Below are 16,460 nucleotides of genomic sequence, written 5' to 3' on the forward strand. Positions count from 1 at the left end.
TCACCCCCGTCCTTGGCCGAGCACGAGCTGCACGTTGCCGCCCAGGACATGGACCCGGCGGCGTAGAAGGTTGACCAGGTAGTCGGCTTCCTGAGAGCCGTCTCCGCGGATTTCGATGACCGCCTTCTGGCTGCTGCGGCTGGTGGCACCAGCACTTACGCGAGGCATCGACGTCGGGGTGGCCAGGTTGGACATGGCCTTGTCTACGGCTGGTGAGCCGGCCTGGATGCCGTCGACGACACCAGCGGGGATCCACCGGCCGACCTGCTTCGCCATCACACGGGAGGGGCTGGAGATCCCGAGGGCCTTCGCGATCGGCCCGGGGATCAGATCACGGGCCCAGCCCATCAGGGTGTCGCGCAACCAGCCGCCCATGCCCTTGATGCCGTTCCACAGGCCGAGCACGATGTCGCGGCCCTTGTTGTAGAGCAGCGAGCCCATGTTGCCGATGGCGCGGGTGATCCGGCCCGGCATGTCGCGCACCCACGCGATGAAGCTGACGACCTTCCGGGCCGCCGCGTCGCGGAATTTCTGGAAGCCCTTGCTCGCCGCCTCGCGCAGCTTCGAGCCGAGTCCCGAGATGGCGGACCAGACGCGGCCGGGCAGGCCGGTCAGCCACACGACCATCTCGGCCATCTTGCGGATGGCCCAGTCCTTCGCGTCCTGGAACCATCCACTGATCTTGTCCGGCAGGTCGGCGAACCAGCCGATGGTCGCGGCGATCGCATCGACAGCGGTCTTGATCCACGTCTTCAGGGTCGTCCAGACGGCCTGGACGATGTCCCGGAAGGTCTCGCTCTTCTGGTAGGCGATGACGACGATCGCGACTAGGGCGATGATCGCGGCGATCACCAGCCCGACCGGGTTGAGCATCATGACCGCGTTGAAGATGCCCTGCGCGATGGCCCAGGCCCGGGTCACCGCGGCAGCGATCCGGACGTACAGGTTGTAGGCCTTGACGGCCAGGACGATGATGCCGAGGGCCGTGCCGATCGCGGCCAGTACGTCCGGCGGGATCGCGTTGATCAGCTTTGCCGCCGCCATGGCAACCGCGGCCGTCACGCCGACGAGCGGCGCCATCGCGACGAGGATCTGCACAGCAGCCTTCGCCAGGGTCCCGAGGACGCCGGCACCCTCGCGGGCCAGGTCGAGGAACTGGGCGAAGCCCTCGCTGTCCTTCAGCGAGGTGCCCCAGTCGGCGAAAGCGCCGGTCATGGACACCAGCCCGCCGGTCACGCCAGCGGACGCGGGCAGAAAGGCCTGCATCAGGCCCATGAACCCCTTACCGAGGTTCCCGATCACGGTGATGAAGTTCTTCAGCGCGGTGCCGGAGGCGGCGGCCATGTCGGCGGCCCACTCCTTGAAGCCCGCGGACTTCACGCCGACCGCGATCCGGTCCAGCATGTCGCCGAACGCACCGGCGGCGGCCTTCACGAACGGGGTGAGTGTGGGCAGCAGGCTGCGCAGCAGGTTCAGGCCCTTGGTGAAGACGGGCATGGTCGTGCCCGCGAGCGAGGCGGACCACTCCTCGTGCGCCGTCTTCAGCCGGGCCTGCGCGAGCGCCGCCTCGGCGGTCGCCTTCGGCATCCCTGCCGTCTGCCGCTCGTACGCGGCCTCGGCATCCTTGGTCTTCAGCCGGGCGGAGGTGTACGCCTTCTCCGCCTTCGTCGCGAGGTCGGAGCCCTCCTTCTTCAGCTGTGCCGCCAAGGCAGCCTTGCGGGCCTCGTCCTCCTGCGCCTTCGCCAGAGTGTCGGCCGCGGCCGACGACTCCTCCATCAGCGCCAGTTGCGGCTTGGCCGCGGCCTGGAAGGCCCCGACCGCCAGGCCGGCTGCCACGGCCCCGGCGGCGAGCCCGCCCAGAGCCGTGGTCAGCGCGGCCACTGCCGGGACGCCGGCGCTGATGCCCAGCACCGCAGGCGTGACCTTCTTCAGCGCGGCGATCGCCCGGTTAGCGCCCTCGCGGATGTTTGCCCCGAGGGTCTGGCCCATGGCATCCGACTCGGTCACGAACCGGCCGTGCATGTCTCGGAGGCGCCCGTCGGCCATGCGCGTGAAGCCGGCCAGCCGTAGTTGGGCTTCCTGCAGGCCGTGTCGCCAACCTGAGTCGTCGGCCCGGATCTGGCCGACCAGTGAGCCGATGTTGAGCGCCATCTACCGTCGCCTCCTCCGCGGTCGTGGTTCGGGAGGGGCGAAGTGCCGGCTCAGCCGGGACTCGGTGGAGAGCAGGCCGAGGATGCGGACCTTCAGCCAGCGCCAGGACCGCTCACGCAGGAGGGCAGGCGACTCGAGGTCGATGCCGTACGCCTCTTGGAAGTCGGCCTCGATGAGGGGCCACTGCTCCAGCAGCAGGCCCCAGGTCAGGTCCGGGAGGCCTTGCCCTTGCTGGCGCGGCCGGTGGCCTTCCGGGTACTCGTACCACTCGTAGAGCCCCGTTTCTGGGTCTTGCTCGCCGCGGCCGATGAGGCGCGGCGGGCCTGCCGATTCGGGGCCAGGAGAGAAGGGTCGCCACCGGTGGCCCAGTACTTCTCGGCGACCTCAAGGCTCTGGGTGATCCACATGACTGTCGTGATGGCGACGTGCTTGAACCGGGGCCAGGACAGTTCGGCCCTCAGCTCGTCGTAGCGGGGGCCGAGAGCGGCCTGGTACATGTCGAGCTCCTGGGCGTCGTCGAGGAGCTCCTCGTCCGGCTCGGCACCGCTGGCCGCCATGCGCAGGCCGGTCTCCATGACGCGCTCGATCCGCAGGCCGTCCTCGGCGGATGGGCCGGGGATGGTGACGTCGTGGACGGTGCCGTCCCGGTACGTGATCGGGAGGGTGATGGAGTCGTCGAGGAAGTCGTCGAGGGGCTTGAAGGTGCCGGCCATCACGCCGCCAACGGGTTCGTGATCGGGGTGAGGGGACCGTTGCCGGTGAACGTGACCTGCACCTGGTCGAGGTCGGTGTACTCGCCGCCCTGCGGCTCCCAGTTGGGCAGCCCCTTGCCCTCGTACGCCTCCGGCAGCCCGTTGCGGTCCATGAAGCGCAGGTGGACGTTGTGGGCGTCCCCGTACGCGAAGAACGCCAGCCGGATCTTCTCGTGGACCGGGCTGTATGCCGTGTTGTCCGGGGTGGCCTTCCGGTTGAAGGTCGAGACCACCTCCCACTCCTGCGCGGTCTTGGTGTTCTCGGCCCAGCCGTCCGAGTCGTAGCTGGTGGAGTTCTCGTGGTTCGGCTCGGCGGACCACTCGAACTCGGTGACGCCGGGGCACAGTTGCCAGTCCGGCACGGCCTCCGTACCCATGTTGATCTCCAGCCGCCAGCGGCGGGCCAGGGCGGTCTCGGTCGGCGTCGACATGACGGCCTCCTTCTACTCGTACAGGTGGGGAGAGCTGCGCGATGTGCGCAGGTAGTAGTTGGCGGAGAGCTCCATGCGGCCGTGCTCGTCCTGGCCCATCAGGGCCTGCGACTGACGCCAGGCCAGGCCGACCCGGACGGTGCGGAGGTAGAAGCCCTCGCGGCCGTGCAGCAGGTCGAAGACGTCGTCTGCAAGGTCGGCGAGCGCGGTCGGGTCGTGGCCGGCGCGCATCCGGACCTGCACCGCGGTGATCGCGTCGGTGAGGCCGGTGTCCTCGACCGGGTAGGGCGACAGGCAGAGCAGCCGGTCCGGGGCTTCCGGGACGGTGCCGAGTGTGATGCCGGTGTCGTCGGCCGCGAAGACGCCGTCCGGCCGGTACACGCCGATTCCGGCGGTCGTCATCAGCTCGGCGAGCCCGCTGACGAGGTCGCTGGTGTATCCCACGGCACCACCTCCGGGCATGACGAAGACCCCGCGCGGGCAGGGCCTGGAGGTGGGTGGGTCAGCCGCGGAGCCAGCGGCGCAGCGGGACGGCCATCAGCCGCAGCATGACGTCGCGTTCCGTGTTCATCGGCTGCTCAAGGTACTTCGCCTGCCTGCCTGGCAAGTGCTTCCAGGTGAGCTCTTCGTGCTGCCGGACCGCATAGATCGTGTCGTAGCTGATGAAGCCGTCCAGGCCGTTGACGTTGACCCTGCCGGAGCGCTCGAGCGGGCCTTCGTCGAGCGGCACGAGGCGCTTGGAGACACCCAAGGTGTGTTCCAGCGCCCGGGTCAGCCCCTCGGATGCCAGGCGGCGGCCGCGGCGGTTCCAGAGCCGGTTGCCCTCCCAGGACATGCGCGCGTACTGCGTCACTGGAGGGCCACCTCCAGGTGCTCGGGCAGTGGCAGCCGGCCGCCGTTCGCCGGGTGCGCGCGGATGACCGTGGTCTTCCGCCCGTCGGGCAGCGTCACCTTCGACTTCGCTGGCGCCGTGACCGTGCCCAGGCGGCAGTAGAAGGTCGACGAGGAGGTGACTTCGTCTCCGGACGGGGCCCGTACGAGTCGGGTCCGTTCCTCGAGGAAGCCGTCGACCGGCTGCGCTGGCCCGTAGACGGCGCCGTGGGAGCCGGTGCCCTTGTAGGGCTCGACGGTGATCGTGTGCTGCAGCCACATCTTCGGCAGCTTCACGTCGTCACCAGCCCCAGCAGGAAGATGTCGGGGGTGAGTTCCGGGGATTGCAGCTTCCGGAGCGCGTCCGTGACGACCGTACGTCCACCGCCCGCTCCTCCGGGGCTGCTGCCGGCGGCGCGGGTCATGGAGGCTGAGCCGAGCTTGACCGTCCCCCACTGCCCGGCGGCGCCGAGCTCGTCGCCGGTCTCGTCCCACCATTCGATCTGCGCGCACACCGCGGCGGTGAAGGCGGCCGCGACGATCGCGTTGGTCGGCAGCCCGGTGACGTCGTCCGCCTCGTACCAGCACAGGCGGAAGACCTCCTCCTCCAGCAACTCGGAGGCGCGGGCCAGGAGCCGGTCCGCATCGGTCGGCGGAGCCGCGTGCAGGTAGTTCGCGAGCTGTGTGCTCGTGGCGTAGACGCGGCCGGTGCCGGTTCCGCCGGGTGCGGGTGCGACGGACACCAGCTCGTGCGTGACGCCCGCGCCGGTCCCGGTCACCGTCCACGTGAGCCGCCAGATGCCGGCCGTCGAGTACGTGACCGTCGCGGTCCACGTCTTCCCGCCGTCGCTCGTCGACGTGGCTGGTGTGCTGGTCGTGCCGTCCGGCGCGCGGACGGTCAGCGTCGCCGCAGTGGTGGCGTCGAACGGGTCGACGGTGAGGCTGACGGCGACGTCGTCTCCCGCGTCGGGCACGGTGTTCTCCCTCCATGCGGGTGGGGCGGGCTGGTGGCTGGCTCAGGGCTCGCCACCAGCCCGCGGTTCAGGCGCCGGAGCCGACGATGACCACGTCGTAGGTCACCGCGCTGCCTGCGCCGCTGTTGGCGACCTTCAGCAGGTCCCCGGTGCCGGCCGTGACCGCGTACGTCGTGGCGTCCGCCGCTCCGGCCACCGCGCCCACGGACGCCCCGGGGCGCAGCGTGATGGTGCCGGTCGCGTTGAGCAGCGTCGCCCAGGTGTTGGTCGCGGCCGCTCCGATCACGACATCGTTGGTGTTCGCGTCCGCGGCCGCGATGTAGATGCCCTTGACCTTGGCGAAGGTGATCGCGGCCCCGAAGGCGTCGAGGAGGACGCCCGCCAGGTCGAGATCCTCCGTCGTAGATGCGGCCAAGGTCCGCCGGTCGGACCAGACCTTGTCGGCCTGGCCTGTGTCGGTGCCTGAGCCGAGTGCCACGGAGCGACGGAAGGTGATCGGCATCCGGGCGGTGCCGAGGTCCTGGGCGCTGGTCAGTTCGGCGCTGACCGCCAGCGACATGAGGCTGGAGAGTCCCATGGGTCCTCCTGATCAGGTCGTGTCGCCCGCGGCCGGGGCCCCAGACGCCTTGGCTGCGAGCACGTCGTCACGCAGCTTCGTGATGGTGACGCGGTCCTTGCCCGCGGCCTCGGCGTCGAGGACGCGCAGGGCCTCGTCGAGGTCGGCGCCGTTGAGGTGCTCGACGACCTGCTCGACGCCGTACTCGCCCGGGTCGAACAGCTCGTCGGATCCCTCCGAGCTGGTCGTCGCCCCGGTGACCAAGCCCTCCACCGGTTCCTCGAGGGACTGCTCGGGCGACGGAGAGACGCTGTAGCCGTGCCGCCGGAAGTACTCCAGCGCGGCACGGCCCGGCTTGTCGGTGTCCTCGACGAAACCCGTACCGCGGTTGAAGCTGACACCGACGGACTCGCCGTTGAACCTGGCCTCCGGAGCCGTGATCCGGTAGCGCATGGTCAGCCCACCTTCACGTTGCGGAGGACGCCGCAGCTCTTGACGTTGCGCAGCACCGCGGCGACCGGCCCCATCTCGATCTCACCCGTCTTGACCGCGCCGGGCAGAGCGAAGTCCGGCATGAACGTCTGCACGATCGGCTGGTTGGCGACGCTCGCTCCGTGCAGTGCGTCCAGACCGAAGCTGGCCGCGTACAGGTCGGTGAGGTTGGTGATGTTGCCGCCAGCACCTGCGCCGTCCGGATCCCGGGTCTCGATGGGGATGATCGGCGCCGTGCCGACTGCGTTGTCGCCGAGGTCCATGAGCACCCACGGCCCGTACATCTCGAGCTGCCGACCGAGGTCGTCCTGCGTCTGCGTGTAGATGCCGGCCCACCGCGCCAGGGCACGCACACGCGTGATCGACCTGGTGTTGCCGAGGATGGCCTTCACGCCGGGCGGCAGCGCACCGGGGGCTCCGGAGTCCCCGCCTCCCGTGTGGGACGGCACGATCCGGCTGAGGAAGTCGTCGACGATGTCCAGCTGCGCCATCGCCTCCGCCTGGGTGTCGATGGTGCCCCGGGTCCAGTCCAGGTAGCCGGTCGAGATCCCTTCGTTGACCGGCAGGTACTCGGTGGCCTGACCGGTCAGGCTCTTGTCCAGGCCGTCGAATCCGGCCGCGTCAACGGCCGTGTCGCCGTTGATGAGCTCGTCCTGGAAGCGGGTGCGCACCGCAGTGAGCAGCTGCTGCATCTGGAAGCTGACCTCGTTGGTGGCCGAGGCTCCCAGTCGCGACAGCACGCGGTCGACGCTGAACGACCCTCCGAGCGGCTTGAGCTCCACGCTGAACCGCTGCCGGTCGGCCTCCGCCGCAACGTACTCGGCGTTGATCTGACGGAAGGCTGCGCTACGGGCGGCAGTCAGCCGGGTGTACCCGTAGGTCAGGGACGACCCGCCGGTGCCGGGAGTGACAGTGTCGTCGAATGCGATCTGGTCCAGCAGCCAGCTGTACCGCCGCAGGTTGTCGATGACCGCGTAGTCCACGTCGGCCTGGGTGTTGATCTGCGCCTGTGCAAGCGTGACCGGCACGGGGTCCTCCTCTGAATTACGTGTTGAAGGCGCCGCGTACGGCGGCGCTCAGGGATGTGGGGCGTGGCTTGGCGTCGCCTTCGCCGGTGCCGCCGCTCAGGTCTCCGCCGGACTTACCGGCGGCCTGAACGGCGAAGCTGGGGTTTTCCTTGACGGCCGCCCTGATCGCGTCGTCGACGGCGCTCGTGAAGCCCTTGGCGGACGGGTCAAGGTCGGCGATGGCCTGGAGGAAGCTGCGGGAGTCGAGGAGGGCCGCGGCCTTCGCGGACAGCTTGTCCGCGCGGCCCCACACCGTCAGCTCGACGTCCTTTGCACGAATCACCGAGTCCCGCTCGCTGATCGTGGTGTCCTTCTGCGCGATGGCTTCGGCGAGTGCAGCCGGGTCCGGTGGGGTCTCGTCCTTGACCAGACCGAGGGCTTGGCCGAGCTTCTGGGTGAGCTCCTTGACCGCGTCGTCGGCAGCCTGCTGCTTGGCGGCGTTTCGCGCCTTGCCTGCTTCAGAGCGGGCGGTGTGGAGTTCCTTCTCCAGCCGCTTGATGGTCGCGGTGTGGTCCTCCGCGTCCTTGGACTCGCGCTGCCCGCCGCTGTCCTGACCGGGCCCGGCGCCTTGGTCGCCGGTGCCTGCGGCGCCGTCGTCCTGGCCGTCGTTACTGTCGTCTCCGCTGTCGGATCCGGAGCCGTCGCCGTCCCCGCCGTCGGCGTAGAACGTCGGGGCGAAAGGGTGGACCGGGTACGGGTGGGACCAGCCAGCCCCGGCGGCTGTGAGCCGCGGCAGTGTCTTCCTCGACATGTGCCCTCCTGGGCGTGATGCGCCCGCGCCTGGCGGGCATGTGGGGTGGTCCGCGCCTGGCGGACCGGGATGTGCTGTGGCCTGCGCCTGGCAGGCCGATGGGGAGTGACCCGCGCCTGGCGGATCAGGTGTCCGGCCCGCTCCAGGCGGGCCGAGATCGTGGTGCGCTCGCTGAGCAGCGCGAGGTGAGGTCCGGCCGTACGCTGCCCTTATGAGCGACTCAGACCGGACGGAGAGGAGCGAGCCACGGTGCCCCGCCTGTGGACACCCAGTCCTCTTCGGCGAGCAGGACACGACGGCCTTCGAAGGTGAAGGACGCGAGTACCGGCGCGGAGCTGCTGTCTGCATCAACGAGGCCTGCGTCATGTACGGCCAGCCCGTGAACCTCGGCTAACGGGCCGAGCTGATCTGCTCGCGCTGGGGCTTGCGCCGGAGGTGCTCGTGCGCTGCCATGTGCTCACGCATCGCGGCCTGCCACCGGCGCACGTACGCACCCGCGCGGGCCCGCGCGACGTCGTCCATCGCAGCTGCTTGAAGCCTCTTCCACCGGCGAATGTGCCGCTCAATCTCCCGCTGCCGCTGAGTGTCGGCGTACGTCGTGCCCGGCGTCGGTGGGGCCACCGGCCGCGTCGTCACACCGGGCAGGTAGATCGAGATCGAGTGCCGGCAGTTCGGGTGGAAGAGACCTGCTGCGCGGGCCTCCGTCAACGACCCGGCGACGTGCACAGCCACGGTCGGCACCGGCCCCCGTCGCCGGAGTAGACCGCGACGGGGTTGCTCGGGCGGGGCGGCGTGCTCCAGGCGCAGAGTGTGGGGCCCGGACTGACCGTTGATGGCCAGGACCTCCCCCTCCCACGGGGCACAGAGCGGGCACTCCAGCGGAGCGTCCGAGACGATGACCAGCGTCTGCCCGATCTCGACCAGGGCGTCGACATGGCCCTCGATCGCGGCGCGCGCGGTCACGGATCGGACCGCCATCTCCGCGTACGAGGCGAGGTTCCAGGAGCGGCCGGCGCGGTCGATGAAACCGGTGATGCCACGGTCGGCGAACTCGTTGAGGGCGCGCTGGCTGGCCTGCCGTCGGGTCTCCGTGCCGAGCAGCACGTTGCCGCTGACGCGGGCCACGATGCGCTGGTAGGCGTCCACGACGGAGCGTGTGATGCGCTGGTGAAGGGGCCGCGTGTCATTCGCCATGGAAGCGGCCAGCCGGTCTACCGCCGCAGCGTTGGGCAGGGCCTCGCGCGCGACCAGTTCGCGGCCGATGTCGAGCGCGCCCATCTCCGCCACCGCAGCACCGCGGCCGCGGTTGTAGGCGGTGATCAGGGCTCTGGCGATGGCGCCGTCGGCGTCCTGCTGGAGTGCCGCCGAGATCTCCTCGACGGCACTCCGCAGGTTTCCCACCGCCGCCAGCTTCAGCTCCGCCCACCTAGGCGAATCGATGTCCGCTTCGAGAGCTGCCGCCAGACGTTCCAGGAGGGCGGTCTCTGCGCCCTCGTAGAGGACCCTCACCTCACGGGCGAGGTCCTCCGCCATCGATGGGGAAACCGGCATGCCCGTCCCCCTCTGCACCTGTGAGGACGGGGTCGGCGACCAGGCGGCCAGTTTCCTTCAGGATCCGGTCCACCTCCTCGGCCTGATCAGCCTTGTCCCACTCCGGATGGATCAGGGCAACCTTGACCTCGGTCGACGCAGCCTCCGCCTGCTGGAGCAGCGCGGCGGTCTCAGCGAGCGTCTTGACGTCGTCCTGGACCGAGTCCTGGAACCGGACGTCGGGCCGCTCGACCTCGACCCCAGTGATGCCGGGGAACATGTCGGACGCCTCCACCATGAGCAGCGTCTCGACGATGTCGGCGATGCCGACTCTCTCGAGCTCGACCTTCCTGGCCCGGGTCGACATCGACCGCGCGGTGCGGGCCTTGATCTGTGTCGCCGTGACGGCCGGCCCGTCGGAGTCGTCGCCGAACGTGCCGCCGGAGTACCCCGCGTTCCGGACCACCCTGCCGACGAGTTCCTCGATCGTGGCGCGGTGCTCCTCGTGCCGGATGTCGAACTGGTTGAGCGTGATCTGGTGGTCGCTGGTGGGCGGGATGTTCATCGCCGCGTACACCTCGCGGTCCTCCCACGACACGCCTTGCCCGATCCCGTTGCTGGTCAGGTAGCCGGACGGGATGAGGATGCGGGACTTCGCGAGCCGGACGTCGCGCATCCAGCTCGTGTACGTCTCGTCGATCGCGGAGAGGAACGTCTCCGCGCCCTGGAAGTCGCTCGCGCCGAGGCCGGCCGCGCCGGGGATGTCCCGCCAATCCCGGGCGATCATCGAGTTGGGGATGTACGAGACGGCGAGCCGTTTCCCGATCGGCAACTCGCGCGCGGGCAGGAAGTTCTTCGTGGCGTCGAACGCCTTCAGGTCGATCGGCTTGCCGAGGTTGTCCGAGGTGCCCTCGTAGACGCCGTGGAGGATCGCGCCGGGCTCGTGCCGCTCCAGGTGCCGGATGACCGTCTGCCCGTCGATGGCCAGGACGGTCCAGAAGGTGGTCGCGCGCAGGTGGTCACCGTGGGCGAACTCGGGCGCGGCGCCATCGGCGTGGACGAGGCTGATCCAGGGGCGGTCGGAGATGTCGTCGTCCCACACGAGCCGCAGGTATCCGCCGCCGAGGGCTGCTGTGACCTCGCCCTGGGCGATCAGCGTGCGGCGGAGGCCGCGCTCCATGAGCTGCTGCAGCCGCTCCTGGGTGGCGGTGTTGTCGACCTTCAGAGTCGGCGGCTCCGAGAACAGGAGATCGCTGGAAGTACGGGCGATGTCCGCGGCGAGCGGCATGTGGAGGTTCGCGCGCTTCTCGCCGTACGGGGTCGGCTCGCCCCAGAACCAGCGGGCCACCGTGCCGACGAGCCCACCGCGGTACTGGCTCGGCCGGTTCTCCATCTGCCCGAAGCGGCGCCCGGAGCTGCGCCGGTTGCGGTACCGGTAGGACAGCCGGTCCGGGTTGGCCGAGTACCAGGCGGACCAGTCCTCGAGATCGCTGCGGATCGCGGGGTGGATCGGGGGCCACGGGGTGCCCTTAGCTGGGAGCGGCATCGTCATCCCCCTCCTCTGCCGGCTGCTCCAAGGCGTCGGCCGCCGCCCGCAGGCACTGGGCGATCGCGCCGCGGACCGCCTTCACGTCTGCCATGCCGTCAAGGTCGAACGTGACCTCGCCGACGTGGAACTCCGGTTGCTCACCGACGCGGATGAAGACGGGAAGGGACCCGGTGACGGCCATCTAGATGCGCTCCTTCTCCATGAGCAGGTTCGCGAGCGACATCCAGGAGCAGGCCAGTTCGTCGTAGCGCTGCATCAGGGGGATGTTCGTGATCTCCATCTCCGCCTTCTCCAGTAGCTGCGCGGCGTGCTCCAGTGCGTCCTCGGACTTCGGCATCACGCGGCCTCCTGGAGATCGGTGCGCAGTAGGCCGCGCCACTCGTGCGCGGTGCTGTGCAGGGCGTACCTGAGGGCGTCCACGGAGTGGTCGTCGACCTTCAGGGGCTTGTCCTCGCCGGCGGCTGCGGCCTTGTCGTCCCACGCGTAGGCGGGGAGCTCGGAGAGCAGGCCTTTGCACGAGCGGTGTACGGAGAGGAGCCCGCCGCCGAACGCCACCGAGACGGAGCGAATGCCGTCTTTCACGTCGTTGTCTGCCTTCGCGACACCGCTCATGCCGTCGGCCCACAGCTGCGTCATGAAGCTCGCCGCGGACGGGTCGACGAACACCCACTGCGGGTGCACGCCTTCCTGACCGCCGTGCCGGTACGAGCCGAGCCACTTCTGCATCTCGCGGCTGTACTGGGCGTCGGTCAGCTGTCGGCGGGCGGTGCGCGACTCGTGCCGGTACTCGCTCGCGACGTACAGCCGCTCGTCCTCGCCGACGCCGACCAGGAGCGCTGAGAACGGGTTGATCGTGCCGTAGTCGACGCCGATGCACATCCAGTGCCGGATGGCCGGGATGATGTCGACGACGTGCTGCTGCTCGTCGAACATGTCGTAGACGACGCCCTCAGCCAGGCACCATTCGCCCAGGACGAACCGCTTGTAGAACAGGCCCTGGTACTCGAGCTTGAGGTTGGCGACGTAGGCCGGCGGCAGGTACGGGTTGTCGTCCAGGCCGAAGCTGAACCGGTGGAGGTCGAGGGCCTTCGGGTCCTCCGAGGTGACCTCAGTTCCGTCGCGGCGCAGGTGCAGGCGCGCCCGGTCGAGGAACTTCTTCTTCAGCCAGTGGTTCGGGCCCTCGGGGTTCGTGGTGCCGAACCACTGCGCGCCCTCGACGGAGAGGCGGGTGCCGAGCATCGAGAAGAAGCTCTCGGGGAACGTCGTGACCTCGTCGCAGTACGCCCCGGCGAGCGTCATGCCCTTGATCTTGTCGGCGGCCCGTTCATCGTTCGCGCCGGCCACGTAGATGGTGCGGCCGAAGATGATGACCTCGCCCGCGCCGGCCTTGTACCGACAGCGCTTCACGCCGACCATCGAGACGATCACGTCGATGATGTTCCGCTTCAGGGTGCGCTCGGTCTTGCCGACCATGAGCAGCGCGCCCGGGGGTCCGGTGCGGATGTAGCGCAGCCACACCATGATGCTGGAGACCGTCTTCGACGAGCGGACCGCGCCTTCCCACAGGTTCCCGCGGGCGTTCGCGAGCTGGGTCGAGCGCAGCTGCTTTCCGACGAGGGCATCGAACACGACCGCCCCCTCAGCTGCCGCCCATCATCCCCTTCAGCCAGGCGTCGACCGCGGCCAGGCCCTCGACGTCAGTCTCGGGCGGGGACAGCTTCAGCGACCGATCGATGAGGACACCGAGGGTGGTGGACAACGACCGCTTGACGTCGGCCGGCGCCTCGTCGAAGCGGTGGTCGTTGAACGTGTTCTCCTTGCCGCCGAAGCTGTAGACGACCGCGGGCTCCCACATCTGCCGGTGCACCTTCATGGCGCTCAGAGTGAGGTCGTAGGCCAGTTTCGATCGCAGCGATGCGAGGTCGGCCTGCCGGACCTCGGTCGCGGCGCGAACCTCGGCGGCCCGGTCGAAGGTGAGCCCGAGCTTCTCGGCCTGGACGCTGATGGTCCGGCCACCGCGCCCGAGTGCCTTGGCGATCTCGTTGCGGCCCTTGCCCTCGCCGTGCAGGCGCCGGATCTCGGCTCGCTCCTCGTCGGTGACCGGTCCCTTCCTGGCCATGTGACCTCCGGGCATGCAGAGGCCCGGCCGCCGGAGCACGGAACGGCCGGGCCTGGTCTCTGGTGTTACCCGCCCAGGAGGCGGGCCTTCTGCTGCTCGAATTCCTGCTGGGTGATGAGGCCCTGCTGGAGCAGGGTGCCGAGCTTGGCCAGTTCGTCGGCGACCGACACAGGGGCGGCCGCTGCGGCGTGCTGCGGCGCGTGCTGCGCGGCGATCGCCTGATCGAGAACAGACCGGAGCTTCTCGAACTCGGGCTGCTGCTGCTTGGTGAAGATCACCGAGTTTTCGTCCTTGGCCGCGTTCGAGGTCTGGCTGCCGAGTCGGCCGCGGACTTCGTTGCCGCCGGGGACGGTGAACTGGATGAAGCCGTTGACCATGGCGCCGGCGGGCTTCCATTGCACGGCGCTGATCTGGCTGATGTGCAGGCGCTTTTCGCCTTTGCCGTGGGTGGCGCGGGCGAGGAATCCCTTGCGGGTGATGGTGACGTACTGGCCGTCGAAGACGATCTGTCCGCCCTGGCCGGACACTTCGATCATGGTGAGCCCCCCTTGGGTGGTGGAGGGCATCGTGGCACGCGGAGGGCGGGCTTTGTGGGGAAACAGTGAAGGCCCACGCATTGGTGGGCCTACCGTTTTATGTCCGGGCACGCCGGACTTGGGGACAGGATGCTGGATTGATCACCGGAATGCAAGCACGGTCACGCAGCGAGGGTTGACGCAGCCTCCGCCAACCGGGCCCGGGCGGTGCGCGCGTACCTCGCAGACTGCTCGATGCCGATGAAGTTCCGGTCCTCGAGGAGGGCGGCCACGCCGGTGGTCCCGGAGCCGGTGAACGGGTCGAGGACAGTTCCGCCGGCGGGGACGATGCGCACCAGCTCGCGCATGACCTCCTCGGGCTTCTGCGTGATGTGCTGGCGCTTGTTGCCCCGGGGCTGGCTGCCGGTGAAGTGCCCGGGCAGGTAGACGGGTTCGTTGCCGGGGATCATCGCGCCGTTGCTGCCCCAGACGATGAACTCGCAGTCCTGGCGGAGGCGGCCGGGCTGCGGGCGGGCGGTGGGCTTGTGCCAGACGGCGATGCCGCGCCAGGTGAAACCGGCGGCCTGGAGGGCGTCCGTTGTGGTGGGCAGCTGTCGCCAGTCGGTGAAGACGAGGGCAGCTCCGCCGGGGCGGGCGACGCGGTAGCACTCGGCGAGGATGAGGGAGAGCCAGGCGAGGTAGCTGCGCTGGTCGCGGTTGTCGCCGGTGAAGTCGCCGAGGTCGAAGCCGTGGTGCCGGCCGCCCTCGGTGAGGTACTTCTGGCGGGCGGTCTTGCTGGTGCGCTCGGTCATGGTGCGGCCGCCGGAGTTGTACGGCGGGTCGCAGATGACGGTATCGACGGGGTCGGTCAGGGTCGGGAGGAGCGTGAGGGCGTCGCCCTCGTGCAGGGTCCAGGCGGGCATGGGTCTGCTTTCGTGCGGGTCGCACGCGCGGATGCGGGCGAGTCGGTGCACGGCCCCGGGTGGGCGTCTGCCCTCGTCATGCCCACGCTGGACGATCTCCACTTTCCCTGCTCAGGTAATCCTGGGGAGCGGCCGTGGGACGAAGAGCGCGCTGATAGGTGCCGGTGCCACCGCGGCGGGCGCTAGTCGCCCAACCCCTCCACCATCTTCAGCTTGTCGAACTTCCCGCCCTCACCTGTCCACCCCAGACCGTCAATGGCCTTGGCCATGAGGAGCACGCTGTAGTCGTCCTCCGAGAGCGGCTCGCACGCCTCCGGCCGGTCCTCCCCGCCCTCCTTGGATTTCTGTTCCACGGTGTCGAACGCGTCCTTGGCCACACCCTCGTAGCCGGAACGGACCATGCCCGCAAGCGTCGTATCGAACGCGTCGACCCGCTCCCCCGCCTCACTGATGGTCGGCGTGTCCGCGGAATCACCCCCGGTCCGCTCCGTGAGCGCGGTGGCGCAGTCCTTGGCGTTCTCGTCGCCGGACTTCGCGCAGCCGGCCGCGGCCCCGGCGAGCAGCAGGCAGGCGGCGAGCAGGGTGGTGGTGTGGCGCATGGTTCCCCCAAGGGCGTCCGGGTGAGTGCCCGGATCGTAGCCGTGGCCCACGGCGGTAAGGGCGGAAACGGTGAAGCCCCTGCCGGGGGGTGCGTTCGGCAGGGGCTTCGGGCCCGAGTAGCGCCGCAGCCAGCGAGTGCGGGGCGACGTACATGCCGGGTATCCGACAGCGGGCTACGGTCGCCACTCGGGCCGGTAGTCCGGGTGGTCGGCAGGCTCATTCTCCTGTGCTGCGCCTGTACCCACGGCGGTTCCTCAGGATCGGCGTCACGGTGCTGCCGTACCAGCGGTTTGCGGCGTCGCTCGTGTCGTCGGGTGCCGGCCAGCGGCCCTTCGAGCGCTCTGCGCGGATGGTGCCCTCGCTAATGCCGGCGGCGGCGGCAATCTCGCGGGCGGTGTACAGGCGGCGCGGCTCCAGCTGCGGGGCCTGGCGCTCGAAGTGCTCGGCAATCACCGTGTCGACGGCGGCCGGGTCGTAGACGTACGAGCGGCTGCGCTTCCCGATCGGGGCCGGCCAGGCGGGGTGGCGGGACCACTGCGCGCGCAGGGTGTCGTAGGCGCGGCCGTGGCGGGCGGCGATCTCGCGCAGGGTCTCACCGTCGGCGGGCGGGGTGTCTACCATGGTGGTCCGGCCTTTCTGGCTGGGTGGGACCGGCAGTGTTTCGCGAGCACCCCTCTTGGGGGTGTCTGGGCTTCGGCCTGGCGCTGCCGGTCTTCTGTGTCTTCAAAGGGGTGCGCCCCCGGCTGGGTGCCGGGGGCGCGGGGTGGATCAGCCCTCGTTGCCGTCCGGCAGGCTGGCCAGCCACTCGGCGATGTCGAGCATCGAGCCTTCCGCCATCAGCAGGTTCGCGGCAGCGGAGTGGGCGCGGGCCGAGTGGAACTCGTGGCCCACGAGGAGGCCGTAGATGTCCATGGCCCCGAGCCAGAGGGCGCAGGCGGCGAAGAGCTGGGCCTGGTTCTCTTCGGGCATCGGCTGGTCGATGATCAGGTCCATCGTCCGGCGGACGGCGGGGATGGCCTCGACGTTGCTGATTTCGCCGGTCGGGAGGGTGACCGGGATCGGCAGGTTGAGGCAGAGGGTGGCGAGGGCGACGTAGACGCGGCTGATGTGCTCAGCGAGCCTCTCCGTCGCGTAGTCCTCGAAGTCGGACATGTGGTCCGTCCTTTCGGTTGGGTGGTGG

22 protein-coding genes are annotated in these 16,460 nt (G+C 69.6%); all 22 read right to left on the minus strand.

Annotated elements, in window-relative coordinates; translation table 11 throughout:
- The gene (locus ACFYOP_RS16125; RefSeq protein WP_356894016.1) at positions 1–2,151 is read right to left on the minus strand and encodes a hypothetical protein; all 2,151 of its coding nucleotides are present in this window, start codon (positions 2,149–2,151) and stop codon (positions 1–3) included.
- Between the two features lie 206 nt (positions 2,152–2,357).
- Complete coding sequence (locus ACFYOP_RS16130) at positions 2,358–2,864, minus strand: hypothetical protein (protein WP_356894018.1); 507 nt, start codon at positions 2,862–2,864, stop codon at positions 2,358–2,360.
- Complete coding sequence (locus ACFYOP_RS16135) at positions 2,864–3,334, minus strand: phage tail tube protein (protein ID WP_356894020.1); 471 nt, start codon at positions 3,332–3,334, stop codon at positions 2,864–2,866. Before ACFYOP_RS16135 ends, ACFYOP_RS16130 begins: the two co-directional genes overlap by 1 nt.
- Before the next feature lie 12 nt (positions 3,335–3,346).
- Entirely contained in the window at positions 3,347–3,778 is a 432-nt protein-coding gene (locus ACFYOP_RS16140) for a minor capsid protein (RefSeq protein WP_356894022.1), read from the minus strand.
- A 58-nt stretch (positions 3,779–3,836) separates the two neighbouring features.
- On the minus strand, positions 3,837–4,187 hold the full coding sequence (locus ACFYOP_RS16145; RefSeq protein ID WP_356894024.1) for a hypothetical protein: 351 nt from the start codon (positions 4,185–4,187) through the stop codon (positions 3,837–3,839).
- Complete coding sequence (locus ACFYOP_RS16150) at positions 4,184–4,501, minus strand: hypothetical protein (protein WP_356894026.1); 318 nt, start codon at positions 4,499–4,501, stop codon at positions 4,184–4,186. The genes ACFYOP_RS16145 and ACFYOP_RS16150 overlap by 4 nt, the downstream gene beginning before the upstream one ends.
- Complete coding sequence (locus ACFYOP_RS16155; protein WP_356894028.1) at positions 4,498–5,178, minus strand: hypothetical protein; 681 nt, start codon at positions 5,176–5,178, stop codon at positions 4,498–4,500. Before ACFYOP_RS16155 ends, ACFYOP_RS16150 begins: the two co-directional genes overlap by 4 nt.
- Positions 5,179–5,245: 67 nt before the next feature.
- Positions 5,246–5,755, minus strand: a complete 510-nt coding sequence (locus ACFYOP_RS16160; RefSeq protein ID WP_356894030.1) for a hypothetical protein — start codon at positions 5,753–5,755, stop codon at positions 5,246–5,248.
- Positions 5,756–5,767: 12 nt separating this feature from the next.
- A complete protein-coding gene (locus ACFYOP_RS16165; RefSeq protein ID WP_356894032.1) occupies positions 5,768–6,187 on the minus strand; it encodes a hypothetical protein in 420 nt (139 codons plus the stop codon).
- Between the two features lie 2 nt (positions 6,188–6,189).
- Complete coding sequence (locus ACFYOP_RS16170) at positions 6,190–7,254, minus strand: major capsid protein (RefSeq protein ID WP_356894034.1); 1,065 nt, start codon at positions 7,252–7,254, stop codon at positions 6,190–6,192.
- A gap of 16 nt (positions 7,255–7,270) precedes the next feature.
- On the minus strand, positions 7,271–8,044 hold the full coding sequence (locus ACFYOP_RS16175; protein WP_356894036.1) for a hypothetical protein: 774 nt from the start codon (positions 8,042–8,044) through the stop codon (positions 7,271–7,273).
- A 390-nt stretch (positions 8,045–8,434) separates the two neighbouring features.
- Complete coding sequence (locus ACFYOP_RS16180) at positions 8,435–9,595, minus strand: phage minor capsid protein (protein WP_356894038.1); 1,161 nt, start codon at positions 9,593–9,595, stop codon at positions 8,435–8,437.
- Positions 9,555–11,120 (minus strand): capsid protein, encoded by a 1,566-nt coding sequence (locus ACFYOP_RS16185; protein WP_356894040.1) that lies wholly within the window; start codon positions 11,118–11,120, stop codon positions 9,555–9,557. The genes ACFYOP_RS16180 and ACFYOP_RS16185 overlap by 41 nt, the downstream gene beginning before the upstream one ends.
- A complete protein-coding gene (locus ACFYOP_RS16190; protein WP_356894042.1) occupies positions 11,104–11,304 on the minus strand; it encodes a hypothetical protein in 201 nt (66 codons plus the stop codon). Before ACFYOP_RS16190 ends, ACFYOP_RS16185 begins: the two co-directional genes overlap by 17 nt.
- A complete protein-coding gene (locus ACFYOP_RS16195; RefSeq protein WP_356894044.1) occupies positions 11,305–11,460 on the minus strand; it encodes a hypothetical protein in 156 nt (51 codons plus the stop codon). It lies immediately after the preceding gene.
- Positions 11,460–12,752, minus strand: a complete 1,293-nt coding sequence (locus ACFYOP_RS16200; RefSeq protein WP_356894046.1) for a PBSX family phage terminase large subunit — start codon at positions 12,750–12,752, stop codon at positions 11,460–11,462. The genes ACFYOP_RS16195 and ACFYOP_RS16200 overlap by 1 nt, the downstream gene beginning before the upstream one ends.
- A 10-nt stretch (positions 12,753–12,762) precedes the next feature.
- Positions 12,763–13,242, minus strand: a complete 480-nt coding sequence (locus ACFYOP_RS16205) for a helix-turn-helix domain-containing protein (RefSeq protein ID WP_356894048.1) — start codon at positions 13,240–13,242, stop codon at positions 12,763–12,765.
- Between the two features lie 65 nt (positions 13,243–13,307).
- A complete protein-coding gene (locus tag ACFYOP_RS16210; protein ID WP_388451740.1) occupies positions 13,308–13,808 on the minus strand; it encodes a DUF4429 domain-containing protein in 501 nt (166 codons plus the stop codon).
- Positions 13,809–13,939: 131 nt separating this feature from the next.
- The gene (locus tag ACFYOP_RS16215) at positions 13,940–14,680 is read right to left on the minus strand and encodes a site-specific DNA-methyltransferase (protein ID WP_356894052.1); all 741 of its coding nucleotides are present in this window, start codon (positions 14,678–14,680) and stop codon (positions 13,940–13,942) included.
- 182 nt (positions 14,681–14,862) lie between these two features.
- A complete protein-coding gene (locus ACFYOP_RS16220; protein WP_356894054.1) occupies positions 14,863–15,279 on the minus strand; it encodes a hypothetical protein in 417 nt (138 codons plus the stop codon).
- Between the two features lie 217 nt (positions 15,280–15,496).
- Entirely contained in the window at positions 15,497–15,901 is a 405-nt protein-coding gene (locus tag ACFYOP_RS16225; RefSeq protein ID WP_356894056.1) for a hypothetical protein, read from the minus strand.
- A gap of 147 nt (positions 15,902–16,048) precedes the next feature.
- On the minus strand, positions 16,049–16,432 hold the full coding sequence (locus ACFYOP_RS16230; protein WP_356894058.1) for a hypothetical protein: 384 nt from the start codon (positions 16,430–16,432) through the stop codon (positions 16,049–16,051).
- Between the last annotated feature and the right edge of the window lie 28 nt (positions 16,433–16,460).

Origin of the sequence: Streptomyces sp. NPDC006294 (assembly GCF_042870895.1) — a bacterium.
In the GTDB taxonomy this organism is placed as follows: domain Bacteria; phylum Actinomycetota; class Actinomycetes; order Streptomycetales; family Streptomycetaceae; genus Streptomyces.